We start from the raw sequence: 26,479 nt of genomic DNA on the forward strand, positions 1-26,479 counted from the left end.
TAATACCACATTTGAATTCAATTCCTTCCTCCTCCAGAATGGCTAACCGCCTATCAATCACCTGCTTTTCCATTTTAAAATCGGGAATGCCATAGCGTAATAGTCCGCCTGGCTTTTCGTCTCTTTCAAAAACGGTTACGGTATGGCCAGCGCGATTTAATTGTTGTGCCGCGGCCAATCCGGCCGGACCTGAACCGATTACGGCTATTTTCCTGTCCGTTCTTTTTGAGGGCGGCTCCGCAACGATCCAACCTTTTTCGAATGCTTTTTCCGCAATGTTCTTTTCGATATTTTCGATGGACACCGGGTCTTCGTTAATGCCCAAGACACACGCTTCTTCGCATGGCGCTGGGCACAAACGTCCAGTGAATTCAGGAAAATTATTCGTAGAATGGAGGATATTGGTCGCTTTCTCCCATTTTCCGCTATATACCGCGTCGTTAAAATCCGGGATGAGATTGCCCAAAGGGCAACCGCTATGGCAGAAGGGAATGCCACAGTCCATACAACGTGCACCTTGTTCCTTTAGTTCTTTTTCCTTTAGCGGTAACGTGAATTCTTTATAATTTTTCACTCGTTCTTCCGCAGGGGTATACTGCTCTACTTTTCTATCGAATTCCAAAAATCCTGTTATCTTTCCCATATCTCGATTTTATGTTGTTTGTAAAGCCTCTTTTTCCAAACGAATCAACGCTTGTCGGTATTCTTCAGGGAAAACCTTGACAAAATCAGGAAGACACTTTTCCCAATTTTCAAGAATTCGCTGCGCTAACGGACTCATCGTATTATTGTAATGGCTGGTTATCAATTCTTTCAATTGATCGATATCCTCCTGCTCTTCCACCTTTAAAAGGTTCAAGGCCTCTTTGTTACACTGTTTTTCGAATGTTCTGTTCTTGTCATATACAAAAGCAATACCGCCGCTCATTCCGGCACCGAAATTTCTGCCGACTTCACCTAGAATCACAGCAATGCCTCCTGTCATATATTCACAGCCATGATCACCGATACCCTCTACGACCGTTTTCGCTCCTGAATTTCGGACACAAAAACGTTCTCCGGCTTTACCGTTGATGTATGCCCTGCCAGCGGTTGCTCCGTAGAGCGTTACATTTCCAGTAATGACATTGTCCTCAGGTACGATAGTGGAACCGTCGGGAACTTTGATAACCAGTTTTGCCCCGGAAAGGCCCTTTCCAAGATAATCATTGGTGTTTCCGTTCACGGTAAGGGTGAGTCCGCGCGTGGCGAATGCTCCAAAACTCTGACCTGCGGAACCGGTGAAGTTTACCTTGAGCGTATTTATCGGAAGTCCCGTGGCACCATATACTTTGGATATTTCATTACTGATGATGGCACCAACGGCTCGGTCGGTATTGTGTATGGGGAAATCCAGACTCAGTTTTTCCTTACGGAACAACGATGGATTCGCCTTTTCTATAATCTGAAACTCAATGGATTTATCTACATCATGCTGTTGTTTTTGGGTATTATAGAATTTAGTGCCCACGGGTACATCAACTTGATGTAAAATAGGCGTCAAATCTATCCCGTCAGCTTTGTAATGCGCGATGGCTTTGTTACGATCGAGCTTTTGAACCTGACCGACCATTTCATTTACGGTACGGAAACCTAATTGCGCCATAATAGCCCGGAGCTCCTCGGCAACGAAGTACATATAGTTTACGACGTGCTCTGGTTTCCCTTCGAATTTCTTGCGCAGTTCGGGATTTTGGGTGGCAATACCGACTGGGCACGTATTCAAATGACAAACCCGCATCATGATACAACCAGAAGCCACGAGGGGCGCCGTTGCAAAACCGAATTCCTCGGCACCAAGCAAACAGGCGACCGCTACATCACGGCCCGTTTTTAATTGACCATCACATTCCAATACGATTCTATTACGAAGGTCGTTCATAACCAAAGTCTGTTGGGCTTCGGCAATACCCAATTCCCATGGAAGACCTGCATGTTTTAAGGAGGTCAACGGCGAAGCTCCTGTACCGCCATCGAAACCGGATATCAGCACTACGTCGGCTTTGGCCTTGGCAACACCTGCCGCTACTGTGCCTACGCCCACTTCGGATACCAGTTTAACATTGATTCGTGCCTTTCGATTGGCCGATTTCAAATCGTATATGAGCTGCGATAAATCCTCAATGGAATAAATATCGTGGTGCGGTGGTGGTGAGATCAGGCCTACATACGGAGTGGAATTTCGCGTTTTGGCGATAGCGGGATTTACCTTTGGGCCAGGCAGCTGTCCGCCTTCCCCGGGTTTTGCTCCTTGGGCCATTTTGATTTGAATCTCCTTGGCATTGGTCAGGTAATTGGAGGTTACTCCAAACCGACCTGATGCTACCTGTTTAATGGCACTGTTTCGCCAGTCACCGGTTTCATTTTTATAAAAGCGTTCTGCATCCTCACCACCTTCCCCGGAGTTGCTCTTGCCCCCGATACGGTTCATGGCAATCGCTAGGTTTTCATGTGCCTCTTTACTGATCGATCCGTAGGACATTGCCCCGGTCTTAAAGCGTTTTACGATTTCGGTCCAGGGTTCTACTTCCTCCAAGGGTATCGGGTCGAAGTTTGAGAATTCAAAAAGCCCCCTGATGGTCATCAGGTTTTTAGACTGTTTGTTGACCATATCGGCAAACTCTGCATAGTCATTGGGTTCATTGCTCCGAACGGCCTTTTGTAATTTGGCGATGGAAAGCGGATTGAACATGTGCTTCTCACCATCCCTTCTCCAGCGGTATTCGCCGCCCATTTCCAAATCAAGATTGGCGGCGACCTCCTTTTCGGAAAATGCTTTGCGATGCCTTTTGGCGACCTCTTTTTCAATTTCGTATAAGCCGATTCCTTGAATACGGGTCGCGGTATTGGGAAAGTATTTTTCAACCACCTTGGTATTGATGCCAATACATTCGAACAACTGTGATCCACGGTAGGAATTCAAAGTTGAGATACCGATTTTGTTCATCACTTTCAGAATGCCTTTTCCGATAGCCTTGTTATAGTTCTCGACGGCTTCCTCAAAAGAAAATTCGGTAATGTCGTGTTCTTCGATTTGTTCCCTAATAATTTCGTTCACTAAATAAGGATTGATAGCACTTGCTCCAAATCCGAACAACAGGGCAAAATGATGCACTTCCCTTGGCTCCGCAGATTCGACGATAATACTTACTTTTGAACGTTTCCCTAAACGCTGCAGGCCACTGTTGGCATAGGCACAGGCCAACAATGCGGGAATAGGCGCCAACTGTTCGCTAACGTTACGGTCGGATAATATAATGATGTTTGTACCGTCGTCGATAGCCTTTGACGCCTCTTTTAAAATAGATTCCAAAGCATCTTCCAAGCCGTTATGGCCTCTTCCGATTTGGTAAAGAATAGGAATGGAAACTACCTTATAGTCTGGGCTGACATCGTAATTCTTTATTTTATCCAAATCTTCTTTGGAGATGACCGGGTTCCTAATTTTAAGTTTTCGACAATGTAGTTCGCTGAAATCAAAGATATTTTGGTCGCTACCTAAGGTTAGACTGATATCGGTAATCATTTCTTCCCTGATACCATCCAAAGGTGGATTCGTCACTTGTGCGAAAAGTTGCTTGAAATAGTTGTAAATCAATTGGGGTCTTTCCGAAAGCACTGCGATAGGTGTGTCGGAACCCATAGACCCTATGGGCTCTTTGGCCGTTTTGCCCATCGGTAGGATAATGGTATTAATGTCTTCCAAGGTATATCCGAAAACGGACTGTCGCTTCTCTAAAGACGCCTCGCCCAGGAATAGAGGGCAATCGTTATAGGGAATATCCTTTAGGTGCACCAGATTATCTTTAAGCCATTTCTGATAGGGTCGCTGCTTGGCTATCTTTTCCTTGATTTCCTCATCGTTCACGATACGGCCTTCCTGCATGTCCACTAGGAACATCTTTCCAGGCTCTAAACGACCGTGAAACTCGACATTTTCAGGAGCGATATCTACGACCCCTGTCTCTGATGACATGATCACGTTGCCATTTTTGGTGACGGTATATCTTGATGGTCTCAGCCCGTTTCGATCTAGAACGGCACCAATATAATTACCGTCGGTAAACGGAACCGATGCAGGTCCATCCCAAGGTTCCATCATACAGGAATGGTATTCATAGAACGCTCTCTTGGCGTCGCTCATATCGGGATTTTTTTCCCAAGCTTCTGGCACTAAGATCATCATTACCTCCGGTAGCGACCTTCCCGTCATGAGAAGGAGTTCTACCACCATATCCATTGTAGCGGAATCCGATTTTCCGGGAAGTATAATGGGAAGTATATTTTTGATCTCCGGTCCGAACCAATCGCTTTTTAACAATTCTTCCCTAGACCGCATTCTGGAAACGTTCCCGCGTAATGTATTTATTTCTCCATTGTGGCACATATAACGGAAGGGTTGTGCCAAATCCCAAGTAGGGAAGGTGTTGGTAGAGAATCGTTGGTGTACCAAAGAGAGTCTGGTTACCACACGCGGATCCATGAGGTCTTTGTAATAAAGGCTAATGTCTTTTGGCATTAACAAGCCTTTGAAAATGATGATTTTGGTAGAAAGGCTGGGCACGTAAAAAAACATGCTCTCCGATAGTTTTGAGTTGAGAATAGTATGCTCGGTTAGCTTTCTGGTGATGAACAACTGAAGATTAAAGTTGAAGTAATCTTGTTCTTCACTTGCTTTCGCCACGAAAAGTTGTTTCACAAATGGTTCGGTTTCCATAGCGATACGGCCTGGAATGGTTCTGTTTACCGGAACATCCCGCCATCCCAACAATCGTAAACCTTGCTTTTTGATGTTCTCCTCAAAAACGGAGATGCAAAAATCACGTTGGTTACTTTTTTGTGGAAGAAATACATTACTAACGGCATATTCACCAGGTTCTGGAAGTTCGAAGTCGCATTCTTCCTGAAAAAAATCATGGGGTATGTCGATTAAGATACCGGCCCCGTCACCGGTTTTTCCATCAGCACTTACGGCACCTCGATGTTCCAATTTATCGAGTATCTCGAGTGCCTTGTGAATAATGTCGTTCGATTTCTTTCCCTTTAGGCTGCAAATAAATCCCGCGCCACAGTTATCATGCTCAAATTCCGGTAGGTACAACCCTTGCTTCTTCAATCCCATAGATTATCGTATTTATTCAAAAATAGCATTATTGGTGAATAATATTTAATGAATTAGAACGAATGCAATAAAAAAAACAACGTTAGTTATTATATGCTAAAAAATATATAAATATGTAATTTGATGCCTGTTATTCTGATAGAATGGCAATTGGGCAGAAGGTATGTGAAGATGTTCTCGTAAATCTAGGGTAACAACAGAAAATAACACTTTTTAAGCCAATAACCCCTATGAAATAAAGGGTTATTGTTGCATTATTTGGCCATATTAGGTAGGTGACCCTAATCTATTGAGGGATGAATCGTTTCTTAGTCTCTAAGAATGCTTCTTGAGATTACAATTTTCTGAATTTCGGAGGTGCCTTCGTAAATTTGGGTGATTTTCGCATCCCGCATTAAACGTTCTACATGGTAGTCCTTAACGAAGCCGTTGCCACCATGAATTTGTACCGCCTCCACGGTAGTCTCCATAGCCACTTGGGAGGCGTATAGCTTTGCCATTGCACCTGAAAGGTCGTAATTGATGCCATTGTCTTTTTCCCAAGCTGCCTTGTAGACCAAATGCCGGGCAGCCTCTATTTGAGTGTGCATATCGGCCAATTTGAAAGCGATTGCTTGATGGTTGGCAATTTCGGTACCGAACGCCTTTCGTTCTTTTGAATATTTCAACGCCAGTTCATAGGCGCCGGCGGCAATTCCCAAGGCTTGTGCCGCAATTCCAATTCTGCCCCCCGCTAGGGTTTTCATTGCAAATTTAAATCCGAAACCATCCTCGCCGATGCGATTGGTCTTCGGCACTTTTACATCATTGAATAGCAAAGAATGGGTGTCGCTTCCGCGGATACCTAATTTATTTTCTTTTGGTCCGATTTCAAAACCAGGGGTATCTTTTTCAACGATTAGGGCATTGATGCCTTTGTGGCCTTTATCCTTATCGGTTTGGGCTATGACCAAATAGACACTTGCCGAACTTCCATTGGTAATCCAGTTCTTGGTACCATTGATGATATAATGGTCACCCATATCGATGGCTGTAGTCTTTTGAGAGGTGGCGTCGCTGCCGGCCTCTGGTTCCGACAAACAGAATGCCCCGATTATTTCGCCGGTGGCTAATCGCTTTAAATACTTTTCTTTGTGTTCCTCACTTCCATAGGCTTCCAATCCGTAACATACCAACGAATTGTTTACAGAAACAACCACCGATGCCGACGAGTCGATTTTCGATAATTCCTCCATGGCGATGACATAGGAAAGTGTATCCATGCCGCTCCCGTTATACTTTGGGTCTACCATCATGCCCATAAAACCAAGCTCGCCCAATTTTTTTATTTCTTCGACCGGAAACCGTTGTTCATCGTCCCTCTCAATTACACCGGGCAAAAGTTCATTTTGCGCGAAATCCCGCGCGGCTTGCTGTATCATCAGATGTTCTTCGGAAAGCGAGTAGTTCATAACTAAAAATCGTTTGTTTGAGTAGTGCAAAGATAAGCTTATGTTTAAAACCGAGTGGTCGATTTCGAATTGGTTTTGCGAATAAAACCCATTTTTTAGATTCAGTTTAAATCGGGCAAGTCGATTCAATATTTTATATTTGTCCGTATAGCTATTACACTTTAAAATTTAAATATAAAATTATGGATCAGCAGTAACTTCTTCAGAAAAATATGAGGATGGTAAACGGTACGTACAGAACATAAGATCATAATTTTTTAAATTTTAAGGGAATGAAAGAACTACTCAAAGTATACGAAAATAAACAGCCGGAAATCGTTTTTAACTGGAAGGATTCCGAGACCGAGGCGGAGGGTTGGACAGTAATCAACTCGCTACGCGGTGGAGCAGCTGGTGGAGGTACCCGAATGCGCGAGGGATTGGACATGAATGAAGTGCTCTCGTTGGCAAAGACGATGGAAGTAAAGTTCACGGTATCCGGACCCCCGATAGGCGGAGCCAAATCGGGAATCAATTTCAATCCGAACGATCCGCGCAAACGAGGGGTCTTGGAGCGTTGGTACCATGCCGTCTCGCCCTTGTTAAAGAACTACTACGGCACAGGAGGGGACCTTAATGTCGATGAGATTCATGAGGTGATCCCGATTACTGAGGATGCCGGGGTATGGCATCCCCAAGAGGGTGTGTTCAACGGTCATTTTAAACCCACTGAGGCCGATAAGATAAATCGTATCGGTCAATTGCGGTTGGGCGTAATCAAGGCATTGGAAAGCGATGCTTATGCTCCGACTACAGGACGAAAATACACAGTTGCCGATATGATTACCGGTTATGGGGTAGCCGAGGCGGTTCGCCACTATTATGACATATTTGGCGGCAATGTTGTCGGCAAACGAGCCGTTGTTCAAGGTTTTGGTAACGTCGGTAGCGCGGCCGCATATTATCTGGCGAAAATGGGCGCAAAGGTTGTCGGTATTATCGATAGGGCCGGTGGGGTAATCAATGAAGAGGGTTTTAGTTTTGAAGAAATAGAGGCTTTTTTCCTGAGCAAAAAAGGAAATAGCCTAATGGCGGATGCCCATGACCTGATTCCGTTTGAAGATATCAATCAGCGAATATGGAAGCTACAGACCGAGATTTTCGTACCCTGTGCCGCTTCTAGATTGGTCACTAAAGAACAAATAACCCAATTGATCGATACGGGATTGGAGGTGATATCATGCGGCGCCAACGTACCCTTTGCCGACAAAGAGATTTTCTTTGGCCCTATTATGGAGTATACGGATGGTCGGGTAAGTCTAATTCCTGATTTTGTCTCGAACTGTGGAATGGCACGTGTTTTTGCCTATTTTATGGAAAAAAGGGTGGCGATCGATGATGAAGAAATATTTAATGATACCTCCGATACCATTCGAAAGGCAATTTTGAATATCTTTAAGCAGAATCCCACCAAAGTGAACTTATGCAGCACTGGATTCGAAATCGCACTCAAACAGCTAGTCTAATCTAAAAAACCGACCACATATGGAGACTATTATTATTATCGTATTTATAGTTGGCTACTTGGCCATTACTTTAGAACATAACCTAAAAATCGATAAGCTTATCCCTGCCTTGGCCATGATGGCTATTCTTTGGGCGATAATCGCATTGGCCCATATGGATGTTTTCGAGGTGAATACGGTCTTAAAGGAACTCGAGCCTACACATATAGATGAGATTCTGCTACATCATTTGGGCAAGACCGCCGAAATTCTAGTCTTTCTATTGGGCGCCATGACCATTGTCGAAATCATTGATTATTTCGACGGTTTCGCGACTATAAAAGGATACATAAAAACGAAAAGTAAGCGCAAATTACTATGGTTGTTCGCAATTCTGGCATTCATACTATCAGCGATAATCGATAACCTGACCGCAACAATTGTACTGGTTACCATTCTACAGAAGGTCATTAAGGTAAGGGAAACGCGCCTTTGGTTTGCGGGTTTGATTATAATAGCCGCTAACGCCGGTGGTGCTTGGTCTCCTATTGGTGATGTGACCACGACAATGCTCTGGATCGGGAATAAGGTGACCGCCCTGGTGCTGATAGAGCACGTTTTGATACCTTCTATAGTTTGTATGATTATTCCGGTATTTGTCGCTAGTCGGTATTCCGCTTTTCAGGGAACGATTGAGTCCGAACCGGAGGAATTGACCGAGCCCAAATCCAAGTTTGGGTCAACTATGTTGTACCTAGGCCTGGGAATGATCGTTTTCGTACCGTTTTTTAAGACGATAACCCATTTGCCTCCCTATGTGGGCATGATGTTGTCGTTGGCCGTCGTGGCGGCCTTTGCCGAGATTTACAGTAGTTCAAAATTCAATATTACCAATCTTGACGGTGAAGGGGACGACCATGCAGGGCACCATAGTCCTGTTCATGCCTCCTTATCTAAAATAGAACTGCCCAGTATTCTTTTTTTCTTGGGAATATTATTGGCCGTAGCTGCCTTGGAATCCCTCGGTATGCTCTTTGAATTTGCAGGTTCCTTAGAAAGCACGCTGCCTATGCTAGGAACGGAATCCCAAGGGGAATTGGTCTCCGATTTCGTTGTTTTGATTTTAGGGGTCGGTTCGGCAGTAATCGACAATGTACCTCTAGTTGCGGCAAGTATGGGGATGTTCTCCGTACCTATCGATGATCCCGTATGGCATTTCATCGCCTATTCCGCTGGAACGGGAGGGAGCATGTTGATCATCGGATCGGCGGCCGGAGTTGTCGCCATGGGCATGGAAAAGATAGATTTTTTCTGGTATTTTAAAAAAATCGCTTGGTTGGCCTTTCTTGGATTCATGGGAGGGGCCGTGGCTTTCGTGGTAATGCGAAATTTTGTACTCAACGTATAATTTAATAGCCAAACTACCGTTATAAGGGCAATAGTCAATTGTTAACATCAAAATTAATTTATGTTATTGTTCCAAGACCCTGAAATGGGTGAAGTAGTATCCGAGGAAAAAACCTTGTCCGTAATCGATTTGATCTTCAGCGGTGGAACGGGCAGTATCGTAATTATCTCCGTGCTTTTTATTATGTTGGGAGTAGCGTTATATATTTATTTTGAGCGAATTTTAGCAATAAAAGCTGCCTCGAAAATAGATAAGAACTTCATGAACCAGATTAGGGACCATGTCACTTCCGGTAAATTGGATGCGGCCAAAATGCTCTGCGCCCAAACCGATTCGCCTGTGGCGCGTTTGACCGAAAAAGGGGTATCCCGAATCGGAAAACCGCTTGATGACATCAACACTGCTATCGAGAATGCTGGTACTTTGGAGGTGTACAAACTGGAAAAAAATGTTAGTGTTTTAGCCACAGTTGCGGGAGCTGCACCGATGATCGGCTTCTTGGGAACTGTAATCGGTATGATTTTGGCATTCCATGAAATGGCAACAAGCGGCGGACAGGCCGAAATGGGCTCTTTGGCCTCGGGTATCTACACCGCAATGACGACAACGGTAGCGGGGCTTATCGTAGGTATTATCGCTTACATGGGTTACAACCACTTAGTGAACCGAACGGATAAAGTAGTGCATAAGATGGAAGCCAATGCAGTGGAGTTCCTTGATCTCTTGAACGAACCGCTGTAGTAAGAACCAAGAAGCAAGAGCCAAGAACCGCGACCAAAAAGAATTTTACAAGTTTCAAGTGCTTTAATTAAGACTTGATTCCATCAGCACAGCGGTCTTATATCTTTGCCCTATTAAGATTAATAAAAATTAAGCCTAGCGTAGTGAAACTGAAAGGAAGAAATAAGGTAAGCCCGGATTTTAGCATGTCGTCAATGACGGATATCGTATTCTTATTATTGATATTCTTTATGTTGACCGCAAATTCGCCCAATGCACTGGACTTGTTATTGCCAAAGGCCAAAGGCAAATCGACCAATACGCAAAATGTATCGGTAAGTATCGATAAGAACTTACAGTACTTTGTGAACAATGAGAAAATTAATGGAGAGTACATTGAAATTGAATTAAAAAAGGCACTAGAAGGACAAGATAAACCGACTATTATCCTTAGGGCAGAAGAGAACGTTGCCATCAAAGAAGCCGTCAACGTTATGGATATTGCCAATAGGAATAATTACAAAGTTATCTTGGCCGTGCGACCGAACTAAATGTCGTTCCTAAACACGAGACACAAAAAACAGTCCTTTACACTCACTACACTGCTCTTAAGTGTACTGTTGCTTATATTATTCTATATAGGCCTTACCTACATGGACCCACCCGAAGAGAACGGAATCTCGGTCAACTTCGGCACTACCGACTTTGGTAGTGGTAGGGTACAGCCCAAAGAAAAAATACAATCCGAACCTTTGAATACGCCTCCGGTCGAACCTGTAAAGCAGGAAGAAGTGGAGGAGGAAGTCGTTGAAGAAGAGGTAGAGGACGTTCCTGAAGAAGCCGTGGTCAAAGAAGCCCCTGCCGAAGAATTGATGACCAGGGAAGATGCCGAAGCCATAAGAATGGAAACGGCCAAAGCCGAGAAGAAAAAGGCCGAGGATGCTGCTAAAGCGGCCGAAAAACGAAAAGAAGAGGCCATTAAGAGGGAAAAAGCAAAAGCGGCCAAAATAGCACAGCAGAAAAAGGAGGCAGAGGAAAAGGCTCGACGGGAACAAGAGGCCAAAAAGAAAAAGCTGGATGAAATGATGGGTGGCCTCAATAAGTCGGATGGCACCGCATCGGGCTCTGAAGGTGATGACGACCGAGCAGGCGATAAAGGTCGTCCTGATGGAGATCCGTATGCCACCAGCTACTACGGAGCGCCCGGCAGTGGAAGCGGGACCGGAGGCTATGGTCTAAACGGACGCTCGCTCTCGAGTAAAGGTAAAGTACAGCAGGATTGTAATGAGGAAGGTCGTGTAGTGGTTAAAATCGTTGTAGATCGCAATGGTAAAGTGGTGAGTGCCACTCCGGGTGTAAAAGGCACTACGAATAATGCCGCCTGTCTATTACAACCAGCCAAGGAGACAGCATTCAAACACAGTTGGAATTCCGACTCCAATGCGCCAAGCCAGCAAATAGGTTTTGTGGTGGTGAACTTCAAACTAGGCGAGTAAGTGACCTATTCCGAAACTTTGGATTGGATGTTCCGCCAGCTTCCAATGTATCAGCAAAAAGGCAAAACTGCCTTCAACGGCAAGTTGGATAATATCCTTCGATTTGCGACTCATCTCGACCATCCACATAAGAAATTCAAGAGCATTCATGTTGCCGGCACGAACGGCAAGGGGTCTAGCAGCCATATGTTGGCTTCCATACTTCAGGAAGCCGGTTACAAGGTAGGTCTTTATACTTCTCCCCATTTAAAGGATTTTCGCGAAAGAATATGCATTAATGGACAAACCGTTGGGAAAAGCTACGTCATAGATTTTATAGCCAACAATCTTGATTTTCTGAATGCGAATCGTCTGTCGTTCTTTGAAATGACGGTCGGAATGGCTTTTGCATATTTCGCCGAGAGTAAGGTAGACATAGCGATTATCGAAGTCGGTTTGGGAGGGCGATTGGACTCTACGAATATCATCACGCCGGAAGTCGCGCTTATCACCAATATCGGCTATGACCATACGGACGTATTGGGTGATAGTCTTAAAAAAATAGCACTTGAAAAAGCCGGCATCATTAAGCCAGGTATACCCGTGGTTATTTCCGAAACACAGCAGGAAATTCAAAATGTGTTCAAAAAGGTAGCTCTTGAGCGGGGTGCGGCACTTGAATTTGCCGATAAGATAGCCCGGAAGTCGTATCGGACCGATTTGCTGGGCGATTACCAAGTAAAGAATAGCAGGGGCGTGTTGGCTGCCATTGATAAATTGACCGATTTTAAAATAAGTGAACGGGATATTAAGGCCGGGTTTGAAAATGTGACGAGAAATACGGGTTTAATGGGGAGGTGGCAGACCATTGGCAACCATCCAAAAATTATCTGTGATACCGCCCATAACAAAGAAGGTTTGACGTTGGTGCTGCAACAGTTGTTAGAGCAGGATTTTCAGACCTTGCATATGGTAATTGGTTTTGTAAAGGAAAAAGACTTAACAGGCGTTTTGCCACTCATGCCTACGACAGCGAATTACTATTTTTGCAGCCCGAAGGTAGAGCGAGGATTGGCACCGACCGCTTTAAGGGAACAAGCCAATGAATTCGATTTGAACGGAGAGGTATATCCATCGGTTATGGATGCTCTTGAAACTGCCAGAAACAAGGCGTCGGCAAACGATTTGATTTTTGTTGGAGGCAGTAATTTTACAGTGGCCGAAGTGCTTTGATTTTTTGTACAGTTTTTCTTTTGGAGAATATAAAAGTATTCTATATTTGCACTCCTTATATGGGCGATTACCTGCCTCCGGCAGGCAGGGCTCAGTTGGTTCAGAACATCCCGATTTTTATAAGGAGGGTAGGTATGAACGTAAGTAAAAATAATAGGGCGATTAGCTCAGTTGGTTCAGAGCACCTCGTTTACACCGAGGGGGTCGGGGGTTCGAGCCCCTCATCGCCCACAGAAAGTCATCGATCTCACGGTCGGTGACTTTTTTAATTTTATAGGTATTTCCAACCCTTTTCCTTGAATGGCGCCAATATATTTCTCTTCGAGTCGATCCTATGGCGATCAAGGCGCAAGTGGCCCCGTCTCGATATTCTTTTGGATATCCATAAGAATATCAGGATTCATCGTCCACAGAAAGTCATCGCCCTCATGGTCGGTGACTTTTTTGTAGGTTTTCGACCCATAAGTGGTAATGCTGCAGATGTGTTTTCATATTTCATTAGCAAGTATTTGTCCCGTGCTTTTTGGATAATATTGACCTAGTTAAACATATGTTATTTTGTTTAATAAAATTAGATATTCATTAAACAATATGTATGTTTGTGTAATAATGGCCGTTAAAAGCATTTAAAACTTTTATTATGTTCGGACTCTTCAAGAAAAAATCCCAAAAAGATATACTTCATGAAAAGTATCAAAAACTCTTGAAGGAAGCACACCAACTTTCAACCTCCAATAGAAAAAAGAGTGATGAAAAGGTATTCGAGGCAGAGGAAATTATGAAACAAATTGTAAAACTTGATAATTAGTCATATACTTGACGAAGTTAGAATTACATAAAAATTATTCAGTAAGTAATACGTATATAGGATGGATTTAATGGAAAGGGTTCAAGAATTTGAATCGAGAAAAAAATCTGGAATGAGCACTAGTGACAGAGTTTCTGCGGCGCGCGAGGTAAAGGCGCTTATACTTGAGCTCAACGAGGTCTATAAAAAGGATAAAGATTCCAGTATCATGGATATTATGAAACGGCTCACGGTTCAAAAACAGAAGCTGGATAAACGTTTGAAGGGAAATCTTAACGTTTAGGTCATATGGGTGCAGCGTCGTTCAAACAAGATAAAGTACTTTTCGTAGACGAGAAAGCCGAATTGAACGAACGTCAATTAGATCGCATAATCGAAATGGCTTGGGAGGACCGTACTCCGTTTGCGGCAATTACCTATCAATTTGGATTGCCGGAAAAAGAAGTGATAAAACTTATGCGGGCCAATCTAAAATCAAGTAGTTTTAAAAGATGGCGAAAGAGAGTGAATAGTGGGGTAAGTCAAAAGCATCTCAAAAAGCGAAACCCAGAAATCGACCGTTTTAAATGTACGCGACAACGGGCTATTTCGAACAATAAAATCAGTAAGCGCTAATGGCGTCAAACTACGATGTAACGAAAGTACACTTCCCTTCAGCATACTCCGAAATTCTGCAACGTGTTGAAAGTATCGACCCTTCTACATACGCAAGAACTCGAAATTACATTAGCGGTGCGGTAAGCTATCTTTCCCCTTATATTTCTAGAGGGGTTATTTCCACAAAATTCGTTTTGCAACAACTACTTCAGAATGGGCATTCGGTAAAAAAGTCGGAAAAATTCATTCAGGAACTTGCTTGGCGCGACTACTGGCAGCAGGTCTGGATGGCCAAAGGTAATGCCATCGATAATGACCTGAGACACCTGCAGACAGACGTTCAAAATCACGAAATTTCTACTAACCTCGTCAAAGGCGAAACTGGGATAAAAGCGATAGATAGGGCAGTCGCTCAATTTTACGACACGGGCTATCTTCACAATCATGTGCGCATGTACATAGCGGCTATATCTTGTAATATGGGAAAGAGCCACTGGAAAATTCCCGCGCAATGGATGTATTACCACCTCTTGGATGGCGATTGGGCTAGCAATGCGCTGAGTTGGCAGTGGGTAGCAGGATGCAATAGAAACAAAAAGTACGTAGCTAATCAAGAAAACATCAATAAATATTGTCATACGACCCAGCAGGGGACCTTCTTGGATATCCCCTATGACGCGTTCAGTACTATGGGAATTCCGGAAGTGCTTGACGACACCCATCTTCCTGAATTAATCACGCCCCTTCCGGAGCAAAAAGAAATCAAATTTGATAAGGCGCTTCCGACTCAGATTTACAATTATTACAATCTAGACCCGAATTGGAAGGGCGATTTGAGCGCAAACCGTATTCTTTTACTAGAACCGTCACATTTTGCAAAATATCCCATAGGTCAAAAGAGTATGGATTTTATGCTCGCCTTGGGTGAAAATATCGAAAACCTTCAGGTGTTCGTGGGAGAGTTCGATGAACTTTTGGCGCAATATCCTATAAGCGAAGTCTATTTTAACGAACATCCCACCAATAAAAATTATAGGGGAAAAGAGGAAGCGAGGGATTGGATGTTCAGCGTTACGGGTTACTTTCCTTCATTTTTTGCATTTTGGAAGAAATGCAAAAAAGAACTGAACTATTGATAGCATGCCATGCAGTATACGAAGGAAGACATACAACAAATGGACCGGGTAAAGCGGTTAAAGCTCATCAACTCGGTCTCAGGTATAAAGCCTGCCAATCTAATCGGGACCATAGATGACAAGGGCAAGACCAATTTGGCCATATTCAGTTCGGTGTTGCATCTGGGGAGCGAGCCGGCGGTTCTTGGTTTCATCGTTCGCCCGATAGGTGAAGTACCACGACATACCTATGAGAATATTATGTCGAACGGCCTATACACCATAAATCATGTGCACAGTTCTTTCATTAAAGAGGCCCATTATACCTCCGCGAAGTTCGACAGGGAGGAATCTGAATTCAGCGCATGTAATTTGCATGAAGAGTTTGTGACCGATTTTAAGGCCCCATTCGTTAAGGAAAGTCTTCTTAAAATGGGGATGAAGTTTTTAGAGGCTATTCCACTGGCTGTTAATGGAACGATTCTCGTAATTGGCGAAATACAACACCTGCTCGTTGCCCAAGAGGCTTTTACGGAAGATGACGACATTAACTTAGAAACCATTGGCGGTGTTGGTATTTCTGGCCTGAATACGTATTACGATTTAGAAAAGAAAAACCGGTATCCCTTCGCGCGCCTGAACGAGGTGCCCGATTTTAATTAAATCCAGATGCGAAAGCAAGATTTGCCCGAGAAAATATGTCCGGTTTGTGAAAGGCCTTTCGCCTGGCGTAAAAAATGGGAACGGGATTGGGAAGACGTAAGATATTGTAGTGAAAAATGCCGTAGAAACAAATTGAAATGAGTGCAGTAAATCTAATATTTCCACATCAACTTTTTAGGGAACATCCGCTTTTGCAGAATGAATTGCCCGTATATCTAGTTGAAGAATTTTTATTTTTCAAACAGTATCCTTTCCATAAACAAAAAATAGCGTTTCATCGGGCCACGATGAAGCGTTTTGATGCTTTTTTAAAGGATAAAGGGAGAGAAGTTAGGTATATAGAAGCAATCGATAAGGAATCGGATATTCGCGAACTAATACCTTTTTTGAAGAAGGAAGGATGTACACAAATTCATTTTGCATGTCCTGTTGACGATTGGTTGCAAAGACGATTATCAAAACAGTGCGAACAAAACGGTATTGAGATCAAAGAATATGATTCTCCCATGTTCTTGAATACAATGGAAGAGCTGTCCGGATTCTTCAAACCGGACAAAAAGAAATATTTTCAGACTAGTTTTTATAATGAACAACGTAAAAAGCGAAATATTTTAGTCGATGAAGAGGGAAATCCCGAAGGAGGAAAATGGTCCTTTGACACCGAGAACAGAAAAAAATATCCGGCTAAAAAAACACCCCCATCGATTTCGTACCCCGATGTAGACACTTACTACGAAGAAGCAAAGAAATATGTGAAGTCTCATTTCCCTGATAATTACGGAAGCCTTACGGACCTGTCAATGTACCCCACATCCTATGAGGCCACAGCAGCCTGGTTTGACCAATTTCTGGAAACACGCTTTATGGAGTTTGGTGCCTACGAAGATGCAATCGTAGCTGAGCATACGATTCTCAATCATAGTGTATTGACTCCCATGTTGAACGTGGGCTTGATCACCCCGACGGAAATCGTAGACAAGAGTCTCGCCTACGCAAAAAAGCACGATGTTCCGATCAATTCTACCGAAGGTTTTATTCGTCAGATCATTGGTTGGCGTGAGTTCATAAGAGGCGTGTATGAAACCCGCGGTCGCGATGAACGCTTAAACCATTTTTGGGATTTCACGAAAAAGATACCGGCATCGTTCTATGACGGTACTACGGGTATTTATCCTATAGATCAGACGATTAAAAAGGTTTTGAAAACGGGCTATTGCCATCATATCGAACGCTTGATGGTTCTCGGTAATTTTATGGTACTGTGTGAATTTGACCCTGATGAGGTCTACCAGTGGTTTATGGAGCTTTTTATAGATGCCTATGACTGGGTCATGGTGCCCAATGTGTATGGAATGAGCCAGTTCGCCGATGGGGGGCTCATGTCGACCAAACCGTATATTAGCGGGAGCAATTACCTGATGAAAATGAGCGATTACCCTAAAGGGGAATGGCAAGAGGCTTGGGACGGACTATTCTGGAGGTTTATGCATGTGCACCGTGATTTTTTCGAACGCAACCCGAGGCTGGGAATGTTGGTTAAAATGTTCGATAAGATGCCCAAAGAAAAACAGCAACTACACCTTGATAACGCAAATGGTTTTCTAGAAAATTTGGATAAGAAATAGGCATGGAACTTCCATTTTACAAGTTACTGTTCGATTTCGGTCTTTTAGTGCTCATCTGGATGGTACAACTTGTGGTCTATCCCAGTTTTATTTTTATGGATCGGCAACATCTCATTGTATGGCATACGAAGTATACGATGGGAATTTCCATAATTGTAATCCCGCTGATGTTGGCGCAATTAATTCTTTCCTTACTGTTGTTTTCAAGGGGCATATCGTTTTTTAAGGGAATCGACGTGTTTTTGGTACTTTTGGTTTGGGTGTTAACGTTCACCATCTTCGTGCCAGCGCATCGAGCAATAGCAAACGGTCAAAGCAATGAATTGCTTTTGGGTAGAATAGTTACCAAAAACTGGTACCGAACGATTATCTGGACGGTTATTTTCTTGTTTAATTTAATCAACTCCGTAGGGGGAAGCGATGTATATTAAGTTTATGGGAGATGCCAACCAATGTCTTTATCCTATTTTTAAATAATAGTCCAATGATAAAAAACAGCTGCCTGCTACTTCTTTTTATAACGCTTTGCACATTTTCTCAAAATCCGAAGTCCCCGAAAACCGATTTCACCAAAATGTATTTACCGGTATGGCTAGAAGCTACAGAGCATTGTTTGGCCGTGGCACAAGCAATGCCCGACAGCTTGTATGCCTATCGCCCTACGGAAGTAAACAAAACTTTCGCTGAACAAATGGTGCATATCGCCGCGGCTTCCGAATTATTGACAAAACGCTATGTTGAGGGCCTTGAGGTTAAGCCCGATACCCCAGATGCCTCTCAATTTTCAAAAGCAGGGATTATCGAAATGCTTCGGAAAAGTTTTGCCTATACCGAAGACGTAATTTCGACCATCGGGCAGGAAAAACTGGATGAAACCTGTACCATGTACCATAGCGGAAATACCGTAAGCAGGGCCTTCGCACTGTTTTACGTTCAGGACCATATGGCCAATCACAGAGCGAAAGCAAATCTGTACCTTCGTATGAACGCTATTGATCCACCCGAATATACGTGGTAGTGATTTTTTATAGTCAGGTTAGGTGCAAAATCCGATCTTTTGGTTATTTTTGCCTCCCTGTTATAGTTCCACAGGGATACTGATTATACAAAGTTTTTTGTTAGAAGTAATGGAGTGTTAGCTCAGTTGGTTTAGAGCACCGTCTTGACAGGGCGGGGGTCGTTGGTTCGAATCCAATACACTCCACAAGAAAGTTGATTTACGTTGTCCGCCCCCTGACGGAGCGGGGGTCGTTGGTTCCCCCGACGCTTCGGGGCAATACACTCCACAAGAAAGTTGATTTACGTTGTCCGCCCCCTGACGGAGCGGGGGTCGTTGGTTCCCCCGACGCTTCGGGGCAATACACTCCACAAGAAAGTTGATTTACGTTGTCCGCCCCCTGACGGAGCGGGGGTCGTTGGTTCCCCCGACGCTTCGGGGCAATACACTCCACAAGAAAGTTGATTTACGTTGTCCGCCCCCTGACGGAGCGGGGGTCGTTGGTTCCCCCGACGCTTCGGGGCAATACACTCCACAAGAAAGTTGATTTACGTTGTCCGCCCCCTGACGGAGCGGGGGTCGTTGGTTCCCCCGACGCTTCGGGGCAATACACTCCACAAGAAAGTTGATTTACGTTGCCCGCCCCCTGACGGAGCGGGGGTCGTTGGTTCCCCCGACGCTTCGGGGCAATACACTCCACAAGAAAGTTGATTTACGTTGTCCGCCCCCTGACGGAGCGGGGGTCGTTGGTTCCCCCGACGCTTCGGAGCAATACACTCCACTAAAAGGCCCATTACAGTAATGTCCGCTTCTGGCGGAGCAGAGGTCGATAGTTCCCCCTACACTTCGGGGCAATATGCCCCATTTTCTTCTTAAATTCCTAATTCCATTTCCCTCGTAAATAGTTGGGGCGCCTTCACAATCATTTGTTACATTTGAACGTTACCATTTACAGGGGTTTATCGATGAACGGTAATACCCTGTTGAATATGATTTTATGCTCAACAAAAGCATCAAATTTTTAATCGAGAACAAGCTGGTGGCGGTAGTGCTCTTTCTACTGTTTTTGGTGTGGGGCACCATCAATGCCCCTTTCGATTTGAGTATGGGTCTACTGCCAAGAAACCCCGTTGCCGTTGATGCCATTCCCGATATCGGCGAAAACCAACAAATCGTATATACCGAATGGGAAGGCCAATCGCCTCAGGATATTGAAGATCAGATTACCTATCCCCTAACTTCCAATCTTTTGGGTGTTCCCGGAGTCAAGAGTGTTCGTAGCACTTCGATGTTCGGTTTTTCCAGTATCTATGTTATTTTCGATGAAGATGCCGATTTCTATTGGACTCGAAGTCGACTCCTAGAACGACTTAGCGCGCTGCCGGTAAATTTACTGCCACAGGGGGTGCGACCGGCACTCGGACCGGATGCTACGGCATTGGGACAGCTATTTTGGTATACCCTCGAAGGAAGAGACCAAGAGGGCAATGTAACAGGGGGCTGGGACCTCCACGAAATACGGAGCATTCAGGATTTTTATGTAAAAAATGCCCTATCCGCTGCAAACGGGGTGTCGGAAGTGGCGTCTATTGGCGGTTACGTTCAAGAGTATCAGGTCGATGTCAATCCCGAACTGATGCGGCAGTATAACGTCTCCCTTTCCGGGGTTGTCGATGCGGTGAAGCAGAGCAATAAGGATATTGGTGCTAAGACCTTGGAAATCAACCAAGCGGAATACTTTGTGCGCGGTCTAGGCTATATCGAAAGTATAGAGGACCTGGAAAATGCTCCGGTGCGAGTGACCGATTTCACACCTATCCGCATTAAGGATATTGCCAATGTTACCTTGGGGCCTGAATCCCGTCGTGGCATTCTGGATAAAGAGGGGGCCGAGGTGGTCGGGGGAGTGGTAACCGCTCGTTATGGTGCCAACCCCATGGAGACTATCACAAATCTGAAGGAGAAGATAAAAGAGCTTGCCATTGCCATGCCGTCAAAGACTTTAAAGGACGGGCGTATTTCAAAGCTGACGGTGGTTCCCTTTTATGACCGTTCCGAATTGATTCAAGAAACGATTGGTACCTTGGGCAACGCGCTTGCTTTTGAGGTGTTGATTACCATTTTGGTGGTGCTGGTACTACTCTTTAACATGCGCCTATCCATATTGATTTCGAGCTTGATGCCCCTCGCGGTTCTGTTGGTTTTCATTGCCATGAAACTCTTTAAAGTAGATGCCAATATCGTAGCGCTTTCGGGAATAGCCATTGCCATAGGCACCATGGTCGATATGGGAATTATTCTTTCCGAAAACATTATTCGCCATCTCGATTCGAACCCAAACGATTCGCAAACGGATACAATAGTGTACAGGGCGACCATTGAGGTGTCGGGAGCGATCGTTACAGCCGGACTTACTACGATTATAAGTTTTGTTCCCGTATTCCTGCTCACAGGGGCCGAGGGAAAGCTCTTTACGCCCTTGGCTTTTACCAAAACGGTTGCCTTATTGGCCTCGATGGGTATTGCATTGTTTTTGATTCCACCGTTGGCCGCTAGATTGTTCCGAAAAAAAGACTTCGCCAAGAGTATAAAACTTGTAGCGAACGGCTTATTGATTGTATTGGGAGCTGTGGTCGTTTTCTTTGGGAATTTATTCGGTCTGTTGCTTGCTGGCTTCGGAGTCATAGGTATTTTGGGTGCAGTACGGAAAATTTCCCAACCTAAAAAGAATGTATTTCAATTGTATTGGGGTGTCTTTTCGATGGTGTCGCTTTTGGGCTATTACTGGCGTCCCTTAGGCTTTGGAAATCACGTGGTGGTCAATATGTTGTTTGTAGGGTTGCTTTGTTTTATCATTTTGGGCGGCATCCTTTTGTTCAAAAGGCGTTACGAGCGGATACTTCTTTGGGCATTGGACAACAAAGCCCTGTTTTTGAGTATTCCGTTGGTATTGGTACTGCTAGGAACGTTTATCATGTTCCGATCCGGAAAAGAATTTATGCCGTCTTTGGACGAAGGATCCTACCTTTTGATGCCAACTGCCATGCCCCATGCGGGAGTAAGTGAAAATAAAAGGGTGTTGGCGCAGTTGGATATGGCCGTGGCCAATATTCCTGAAATCGAAACAGTTGTCGGAAAGGCGGGAAGGGTAGGGTCGTCTTTGGATCCTGCACCCATGTCTATGTTCGAAAATATGATTTTTTATAAATCGGAATACCTATTGGATGCAAGCGGAAGACCTGAGCGCTTCAAGACAAACGAAGAGGGTCTTTTCGAGACGAAGAATGGAAAGTATGTCACTTCTGGAACTGGGATGGCCCACAACGATTTAATCTTGGATTCCGGAGGGGAATTCTATCGCAATTGGCGGCCGGAAATCCGAAACAAACAAGATATTTGGGAGGCGATATCAAAAGCCACGCAATTACCGGGTATTACCGCTGCCCCCAAACTACAACCTATTGAAACCCGATTAGTCATGTTGCAAACAGGAATGCGTTCTCCGATGGGCATCAAAATAAAAGGGCGGGATTTAAAGCAAATCGAACGTTTTGGATTGGAATTGGAAAGCATCCTGAAGCAGGTCGAAGGTATAAAGCAGGAAACCGTATTTGCCGATCGCATTGTAGGAAAACCATACTTGCTCATCGATATAGATCGGAATAAGATTGCCCGATATGGTATTTCGATTACCGAGGTACAAGAACTGATTGAGGTAGCCGTTGGGGGCAAGGTACTCGCGCAAACGGTGGAAGGTCGTGAGCGTTATGGTGTTCGGGTACGCTATCCCCGGGAGCTGCGGGGCACTCCTGAAGATTTAGAACAAATATATATGCAATCCAAGGAGGGTATTTCAATTCCCTTAAATGAAGTTGTGAACATCCGCTATGAACAAGGCCCACAACAAATCAAAAGCGAGGATAGCTTTTTGCTCGGCCATGTGTTGTTCGATAAGGCCGAAGGCTATGCCGAGGTTAATGTGGTGGATGATGCACGTAGTGCAATCGAGGAGCGATTGAAAAATGGTGTGTTGCAAATTCCCGAAGGCATTTCCTATTCGTTTGCAGGAACTTACGAAAACCAGTTGCATGCCGAAAAAACGCTCACATTCGTAATGCCATTGCTATTATTGGCCATATTTTTGATACTCTTTTTCCAGTTCAGGTCGGTATCGATATCATTGATGGTGTTTTCAGGAGTCGCAGTAGCCTTTGCTGGAGGTTTTATCCTTATTTGGCTATACGGACAACCTTGGTTTATGAATTTTGGTTTGGGAGGAGTCAATTTCCGGGAGCTGTTTCATATGAAAACCGTAAATTTAAGTATTGCGGTGTGGGTCGGATTCATCGCACTTTTCGGCATCGCAACCGATGATGGGGTGGTGATGGCGACCTACCTCAAACAACAGATCGACAAAAACACGCCGAAGGATGTACAATCGGTACGCCAGGCGGTCTTGGAAGCAGGAAAAAAACGAATCAGGCCTTGTCTTATGACCACGGCAACGACTATGCTGGCGTTACTACCCGTTTTGACCGCTACCGGTCGGGGCAGTGATGTAATGATTCCCATGGCCATACCTAGTTTCGGTGGCATGTTGGTGGCACTCATTTCGCTCTTCGTTGTGCCGGTATTGTTTAGTTGGAGAAAGGAAATTGCTTTGAAGAACGTTTAAAAGTGAGCTGATGAATGAAATAAAGAAATATGGGGGATATGCGGCAGTATTGATTGTAGGACTGCTTTTGGGCTATGTTTTTTTTAGTGGTGGTAGTGCGGATGAAATGCATGCCCATTCCAATGCGACTGAACAGGTCTATTCTTGCTCCATGCATCCAAAAGTGCAACAGAACGAGACGGGCTCCTGTCCTATTTGTGGTATGGATTTGGTTGTCTCGAATTCAGGGGGAATCACTCTTGATGAAAATCAATTTCAAATGACCGAGAATGCCTTGGCACTGGCAAATATTGAAACAACTACCGTTGGTGTCGGTAACATGAATGGGAATACGTTGAAGCTGTCGGGAAAAATCACGGCGAACGAGAAGACCAATGCCGTTCAGACCAGTATTTTCGATGGTCGTATCGAAAAGTTGAATGTAAATTATGTGGGTCAATATATTAAGAAAGGGAAGCAGCTGGGCACCATGTACTCCCCAGAGCTGTATTCGGCCCAGGATAAATTATTGACGTCGGCATCCTATAAGGATTCCCATGAAAAATTATTTGCTGCGGCTCGGAATACCTTGGGCGTGTGGAAGCTTACCGACGCCCAGATTAATGAAATCCTTAGTACTAAGAAACCGATAATGAATTTTCCGATAACGGCAACCGTAAACGGTACGGTAACCGAGGTCATCGGTGCGGAAGGGAATTGGTACAAACAAGGCGACCCCCTGTTCAAGGTGTCGAATCTGTACACCGTTTGGGCAGTATTCGATGCCTATGAAAACCAACTGCCATTGCTCAAAGTAGGGCAGGAGATTGCCATCTCTTCCAATACCTTCAGTGGTAAAAGCCATAAGGCCAAAATAGACTTTATCGACCCGATTTTAGATAATGATAAAAGAACAGTCTCACTTCGGGCCACCTTGATCAATAAGGAAGGAGTTTTAAAACCGGGAATGTTTATTGAGGGAAGTGTACAAGCAGAAAAGGCCAATCAAGTGATGACCGTGCCAAAATCTGCGGTGCTTTGGACCGGAAAACGGTCTTTGGTTTACCTAAAGCCAGATCCGAGCGAACCTATTTTTGAAATGACAGAAGTAACGTTGGGCAATGCCATGGGGGATTCCTACGTCATAGTAGAGGGGTTGGCCCCCGGTGACGAAGTGGTCACCAATGGCACCTTTACAGTTGATGCCGCCGCACAATTGCAAGGTAAAAAATCGATGATGGGTTTTAATGGGATGGAAGGAATGCTCATAGGCGACAGTAAAATGAATATGGAAGGTGATCCGGATTTAAAGGAAAAATTCATGTACATCTTAATGATATACGATGAAATGAAGAATGCCTTGGTCGGTTCTAATGCGACGAAAGCGAATTCGGACGGAAGACAACTGGTTTCCGAGTTGGCCCAACTCGAAGGTTTGATGTTGGATGGTATGCTAACTTCCCGTATAAATGCGCTGGAGAAATTCTCAAAAAAGATTGCAGCAACCGATGATTTGAAAAAGCAGCGCGAAGCTTTTAAACCACTATCCGAAGCGGTTATTGCAATCGCCTCTAGTTTTAATGACTTAGATCAGCCGATTTATGTACAGCACTGCCCAATGGCCGATAATAACAAAGGGGCCGATTGGCTCAGTTTTCAGGACAAGGTTCAAAACCCTTATTATGGGGATGCAATGCTGACCTGCGGTAGCGTCACTAAGACCTTACAATAGCACTGTTATGATATCTAACGATAAATCCGTTGGGCCTTACTGTTAGATTGGCCTTTCTACTACATAATATCCAACAAGCGTTCCAGTGCCATTCCACGACTTCCTTTAATTAGAATAGTACTTTTTTCAATAGGATGTTCCCCTAAATGTAGGGACAACAATTCAAAGGAATCAAAAGTCGGCAAGGAGGTGTTAGTCCCATCAAAATTTTTTCCGACCAGAAAAACGTGTTCAAACTTCATATCGGCGGCTAGATCGGCTATTTTTTGATGTTCTTCCGGGGCGGTCGTTCCCAGTTCGAACATGTCTCCAAGAAAGGCGGTTTTACGTTTAGCTTCCATAGTGGCAAAATTTTCCAAAGCGGCCTTCATACTCGTCGGGTTGGCATTGTAGGCGTCCAAGATAATATGGTGTCCGTTCTTTTCCAGAAGTTGCGATCGGTTATTATCGGGCACGTAGTTTTCCAATGCCTGTTTGATATCTGTTAGGGGTACATTAAAATATTTCCCTATGAGAAGGGCCGCACAACAATTGGTGAAATTATAGCTGCCGATAAGTTTTGTTTGGATTGCCACATCTTCCGCTTTCAGATGTACAAAAGGGTCTGCCCCCAAAAGCTTGATTTTGAAATAGTCCTGCTTTTCCGTGCTGAATCCGTATTTGCGGATGTAGCTTCCCAGCTTCTCCAATTGAATGGAATCATCCGCATTCATAAAAACGGATTTCCCGTTCGCGATAAGATAATCATATAGTTCGCTCTTACCTTTGATAACGCCCTCAACACCGCCAAAACCTTCTAAATGCGCTTTTCCGAAATTCGTGACATAACCAAAATCGGGTTGGGCTATTTCACATAAAAATGCAATTTCTTTCTGGTGATTGGCACCCATTTCAACAATTGCGATTTCCGTATCGGGCATTATGGAAAGCAGTGTAAGCGGCACACCAATATGGTTGTTCAGATTGCCTTTGGTGGCTACCGTTCTATATTTTTTGGCGAGTACCGTATTGATTAACTCCTTGGTGGTCGTCTTGCCATTGCTCCCAGTTAGGCCTATAATTTTTGCTTCGCAGTGGTTTCGATGAAAACAGGCCAGTTCCTGAAGAGCTGTGAGCACCTCCCCTACAAGTATGGTCCGGTCTGAGGTATGATACTTTTCTTCGTCCACAACGGCGTAAGCAGCACCTTTTTCCAAAGCCTGGGCCGCATATTCGTTTCCATTGAAATTATCCCCTTTCAAGGCAAAAAAGATACAGTGTTCTTCGATTTTTCGGGTGTCGGTAGATACTATGGGGTGGGCTAAAAAAAGATGGTGTAGCTGCGTAATCGTCATAAGGTAAAAATATAAAAAAAGC

At 44.3% G+C, this 26,479-nt stretch carries 21 protein-coding genes and 2 tRNA genes (1 of these 23 only partly in view); 19 read left to right on the plus strand and 4 right to left on the minus strand.

Annotated features, from left to right (window positions below):
• The 3 genes from FGM00_RS01735 to FGM00_RS01745 all read right to left on the minus strand — a co-directional run.
• Positions 1–643, minus strand: the 5' portion of a protein-coding gene (locus tag FGM00_RS01735; RefSeq protein WP_138851253.1) for a glutamate synthase subunit beta. 824 nt of this gene lie to the left of the window's left edge; 643 of the gene's 1,467 nt are visible here — the first part of the coding sequence; the start codon lies at positions 641–643; its stop codon lies beyond the left edge, outside the window.
• A 9-nt stretch (positions 644–652) separates the two neighbouring features.
• Positions 653–5,161: a glutamate synthase large subunit gene (gene gltB, locus FGM00_RS01740; RefSeq protein WP_138851254.1), complete on the minus strand. Its 4,509-nt coding sequence runs from the start codon at positions 5,159–5,161 to the stop codon at positions 653–655.
• A gap of 308 nt (positions 5,162–5,469) precedes the next feature.
• Positions 5,470–6,612, minus strand: a complete 1,143-nt coding sequence (locus FGM00_RS01745) for an acyl-CoA dehydrogenase family protein (protein WP_138851255.1) — start codon at positions 6,610–6,612, stop codon at positions 5,470–5,472.
• Between the two features lie 272 nt (positions 6,613–6,884).
• Here FGM00_RS01745 and FGM00_RS01750 point away from each other — a divergent pair, with 272 nt between their 5' ends.
• The 19 genes from FGM00_RS01750 (at position 6,885) to FGM00_RS01840 (ending at position 25,123) form a co-directional block, all read left to right on the plus strand.
• Entirely contained in the window at positions 6,885–8,117 is a 1,233-nt protein-coding gene (locus FGM00_RS01750; protein WP_138851256.1) for a Glu/Leu/Phe/Val dehydrogenase dimerization domain-containing protein, read from the plus strand.
• A 19-nt stretch (positions 8,118–8,136) separates the two neighbouring features.
• Positions 8,137–9,504 (plus strand): sodium:proton antiporter NhaD, encoded by a 1,368-nt coding sequence (gene nhaD / locus FGM00_RS01755; protein ID WP_138851257.1) that lies wholly within the window; start codon positions 8,137–8,139, stop codon positions 9,502–9,504.
• Between the two features lie 60 nt (positions 9,505–9,564).
• Positions 9,565–10,245: a MotA/TolQ/ExbB proton channel family protein gene (locus FGM00_RS01760; RefSeq protein WP_138851258.1), complete on the plus strand. Its 681-nt coding sequence runs from the start codon at positions 9,565–9,567 to the stop codon at positions 10,243–10,245.
• 143 nt (positions 10,246–10,388) lie between these two features.
• On the plus strand, positions 10,389–10,775 hold the full coding sequence (locus FGM00_RS01765) for an ExbD/TolR family protein (protein WP_138851259.1): 387 nt from the start codon (positions 10,389–10,391) through the stop codon (positions 10,773–10,775).
• Positions 10,776–11,720, plus strand: a complete 945-nt coding sequence (locus FGM00_RS01770) for an energy transducer TonB (protein WP_138851260.1) — start codon at positions 10,776–10,778, stop codon at positions 11,718–11,720.
• Positions 11,721–12,932, plus strand: a complete 1,212-nt coding sequence (locus FGM00_RS01775; protein ID WP_138851261.1) for a bifunctional folylpolyglutamate synthase/dihydrofolate synthase — start codon at positions 11,721–11,723, stop codon at positions 12,930–12,932.
• Positions 12,933–13,088: 156 nt separating this feature from the next.
• Positions 13,089–13,163, plus strand: a tRNA-Val gene (locus FGM00_RS01780).
• Positions 13,164–13,572: 409 nt separating this feature from the next.
• A complete protein-coding gene (locus FGM00_RS01785; RefSeq protein WP_138851262.1) occupies positions 13,573–13,740 on the plus strand; it encodes a Lacal_2735 family protein in 168 nt (55 codons plus the stop codon).
• 112 nt (positions 13,741–13,852) lie between these two features.
• Positions 13,853–14,023, plus strand: a complete 171-nt coding sequence (locus FGM00_RS01790) for a hypothetical protein (protein ID WP_394344417.1) — start codon at positions 13,853–13,855, stop codon at positions 14,021–14,023.
• 5 nt (positions 14,024–14,028) lie between these two features.
• Positions 14,029–14,355: a TIGR03643 family protein gene (locus FGM00_RS01795; protein WP_138851264.1), complete on the plus strand. Its 327-nt coding sequence runs from the start codon at positions 14,029–14,031 to the stop codon at positions 14,353–14,355.
• Positions 14,355–15,473, plus strand: a complete 1,119-nt coding sequence (locus tag FGM00_RS01800; RefSeq protein ID WP_138851265.1) for an FAD-binding domain-containing protein — start codon at positions 14,355–14,357, stop codon at positions 15,471–15,473. Before FGM00_RS01795 ends, FGM00_RS01800 begins: the two co-directional genes overlap by 1 nt.
• A 9-nt stretch (positions 15,474–15,482) precedes the next feature.
• The gene (locus FGM00_RS01805) at positions 15,483–16,115 is read left to right on the plus strand and encodes a flavin reductase family protein (protein WP_138851266.1); all 633 of its coding nucleotides are present in this window, start codon (positions 15,483–15,485) and stop codon (positions 16,113–16,115) included.
• Positions 16,116–16,121: 6 nt separating this feature from the next.
• Positions 16,122–16,256, plus strand: a complete 135-nt coding sequence (locus tag FGM00_RS01810; protein ID WP_138851267.1) for a DUF2256 domain-containing protein — start codon at positions 16,122–16,124, stop codon at positions 16,254–16,256.
• Positions 16,253–17,740, plus strand: coding sequence for a cryptochrome/photolyase family protein (locus FGM00_RS01815; RefSeq protein WP_138851268.1), 1,488 nt, complete (start codon positions 16,253–16,255; stop codon positions 17,738–17,740). The genes FGM00_RS01810 and FGM00_RS01815 overlap by 4 nt, the downstream gene beginning before the upstream one ends.
• A 2-nt stretch (positions 17,741–17,742) precedes the next feature.
• Positions 17,743–18,171 (plus strand): hypothetical protein, encoded by a 429-nt coding sequence (locus FGM00_RS01820; RefSeq protein WP_138851269.1) that lies wholly within the window; start codon positions 17,743–17,745, stop codon positions 18,169–18,171.
• A gap of 53 nt (positions 18,172–18,224) precedes the next feature.
• Positions 18,225–18,758 carry a DinB family protein gene (locus FGM00_RS01825; protein WP_175416174.1) on the plus strand — a complete coding sequence of 178 codons (534 nt, stop codon included), beginning with the start codon at positions 18,225–18,227 and terminating at the stop codon, positions 18,756–18,758.
• Positions 18,759–18,869: 111 nt separating this feature from the next.
• A tRNA-Val gene (locus FGM00_RS01830) sits at positions 18,870–18,944 on the plus strand.
• Positions 18,945–19,734: 790 nt separating this feature from the next.
• Positions 19,735–23,412, plus strand: a complete 3,678-nt coding sequence (locus FGM00_RS01835; RefSeq protein ID WP_138851271.1) for an efflux RND transporter permease subunit — start codon at positions 19,735–19,737, stop codon at positions 23,410–23,412.
• 10 nt (positions 23,413–23,422) lie between these two features.
• Positions 23,423–25,123 carry an efflux RND transporter periplasmic adaptor subunit gene (locus FGM00_RS01840; RefSeq protein ID WP_138851272.1) on the plus strand — a complete coding sequence of 567 codons (1,701 nt, stop codon included), beginning with the start codon at positions 23,423–23,425 and terminating at the stop codon, positions 25,121–25,123.
• A 59-nt stretch (positions 25,124–25,182) separates the two neighbouring features.
• Here FGM00_RS01840 and FGM00_RS01845 read toward each other — a convergent pair whose 3' ends face one another.
• Positions 25,183–26,457, minus strand: coding sequence for a UDP-N-acetylmuramoyl-tripeptide--D-alanyl-D-alanine ligase (locus tag FGM00_RS01845; protein WP_138854584.1), 1,275 nt, complete (start codon positions 26,455–26,457; stop codon positions 25,183–25,185).
• Positions 26,458–26,479 lie beyond the last annotated feature (22 nt).

This window comes from Aggregatimonas sangjinii, assembly GCF_005943945.1.
Classification (GTDB): domain Bacteria; phylum Bacteroidota; class Bacteroidia; order Flavobacteriales; family Flavobacteriaceae; genus Pelagihabitans; species Pelagihabitans sangjinii.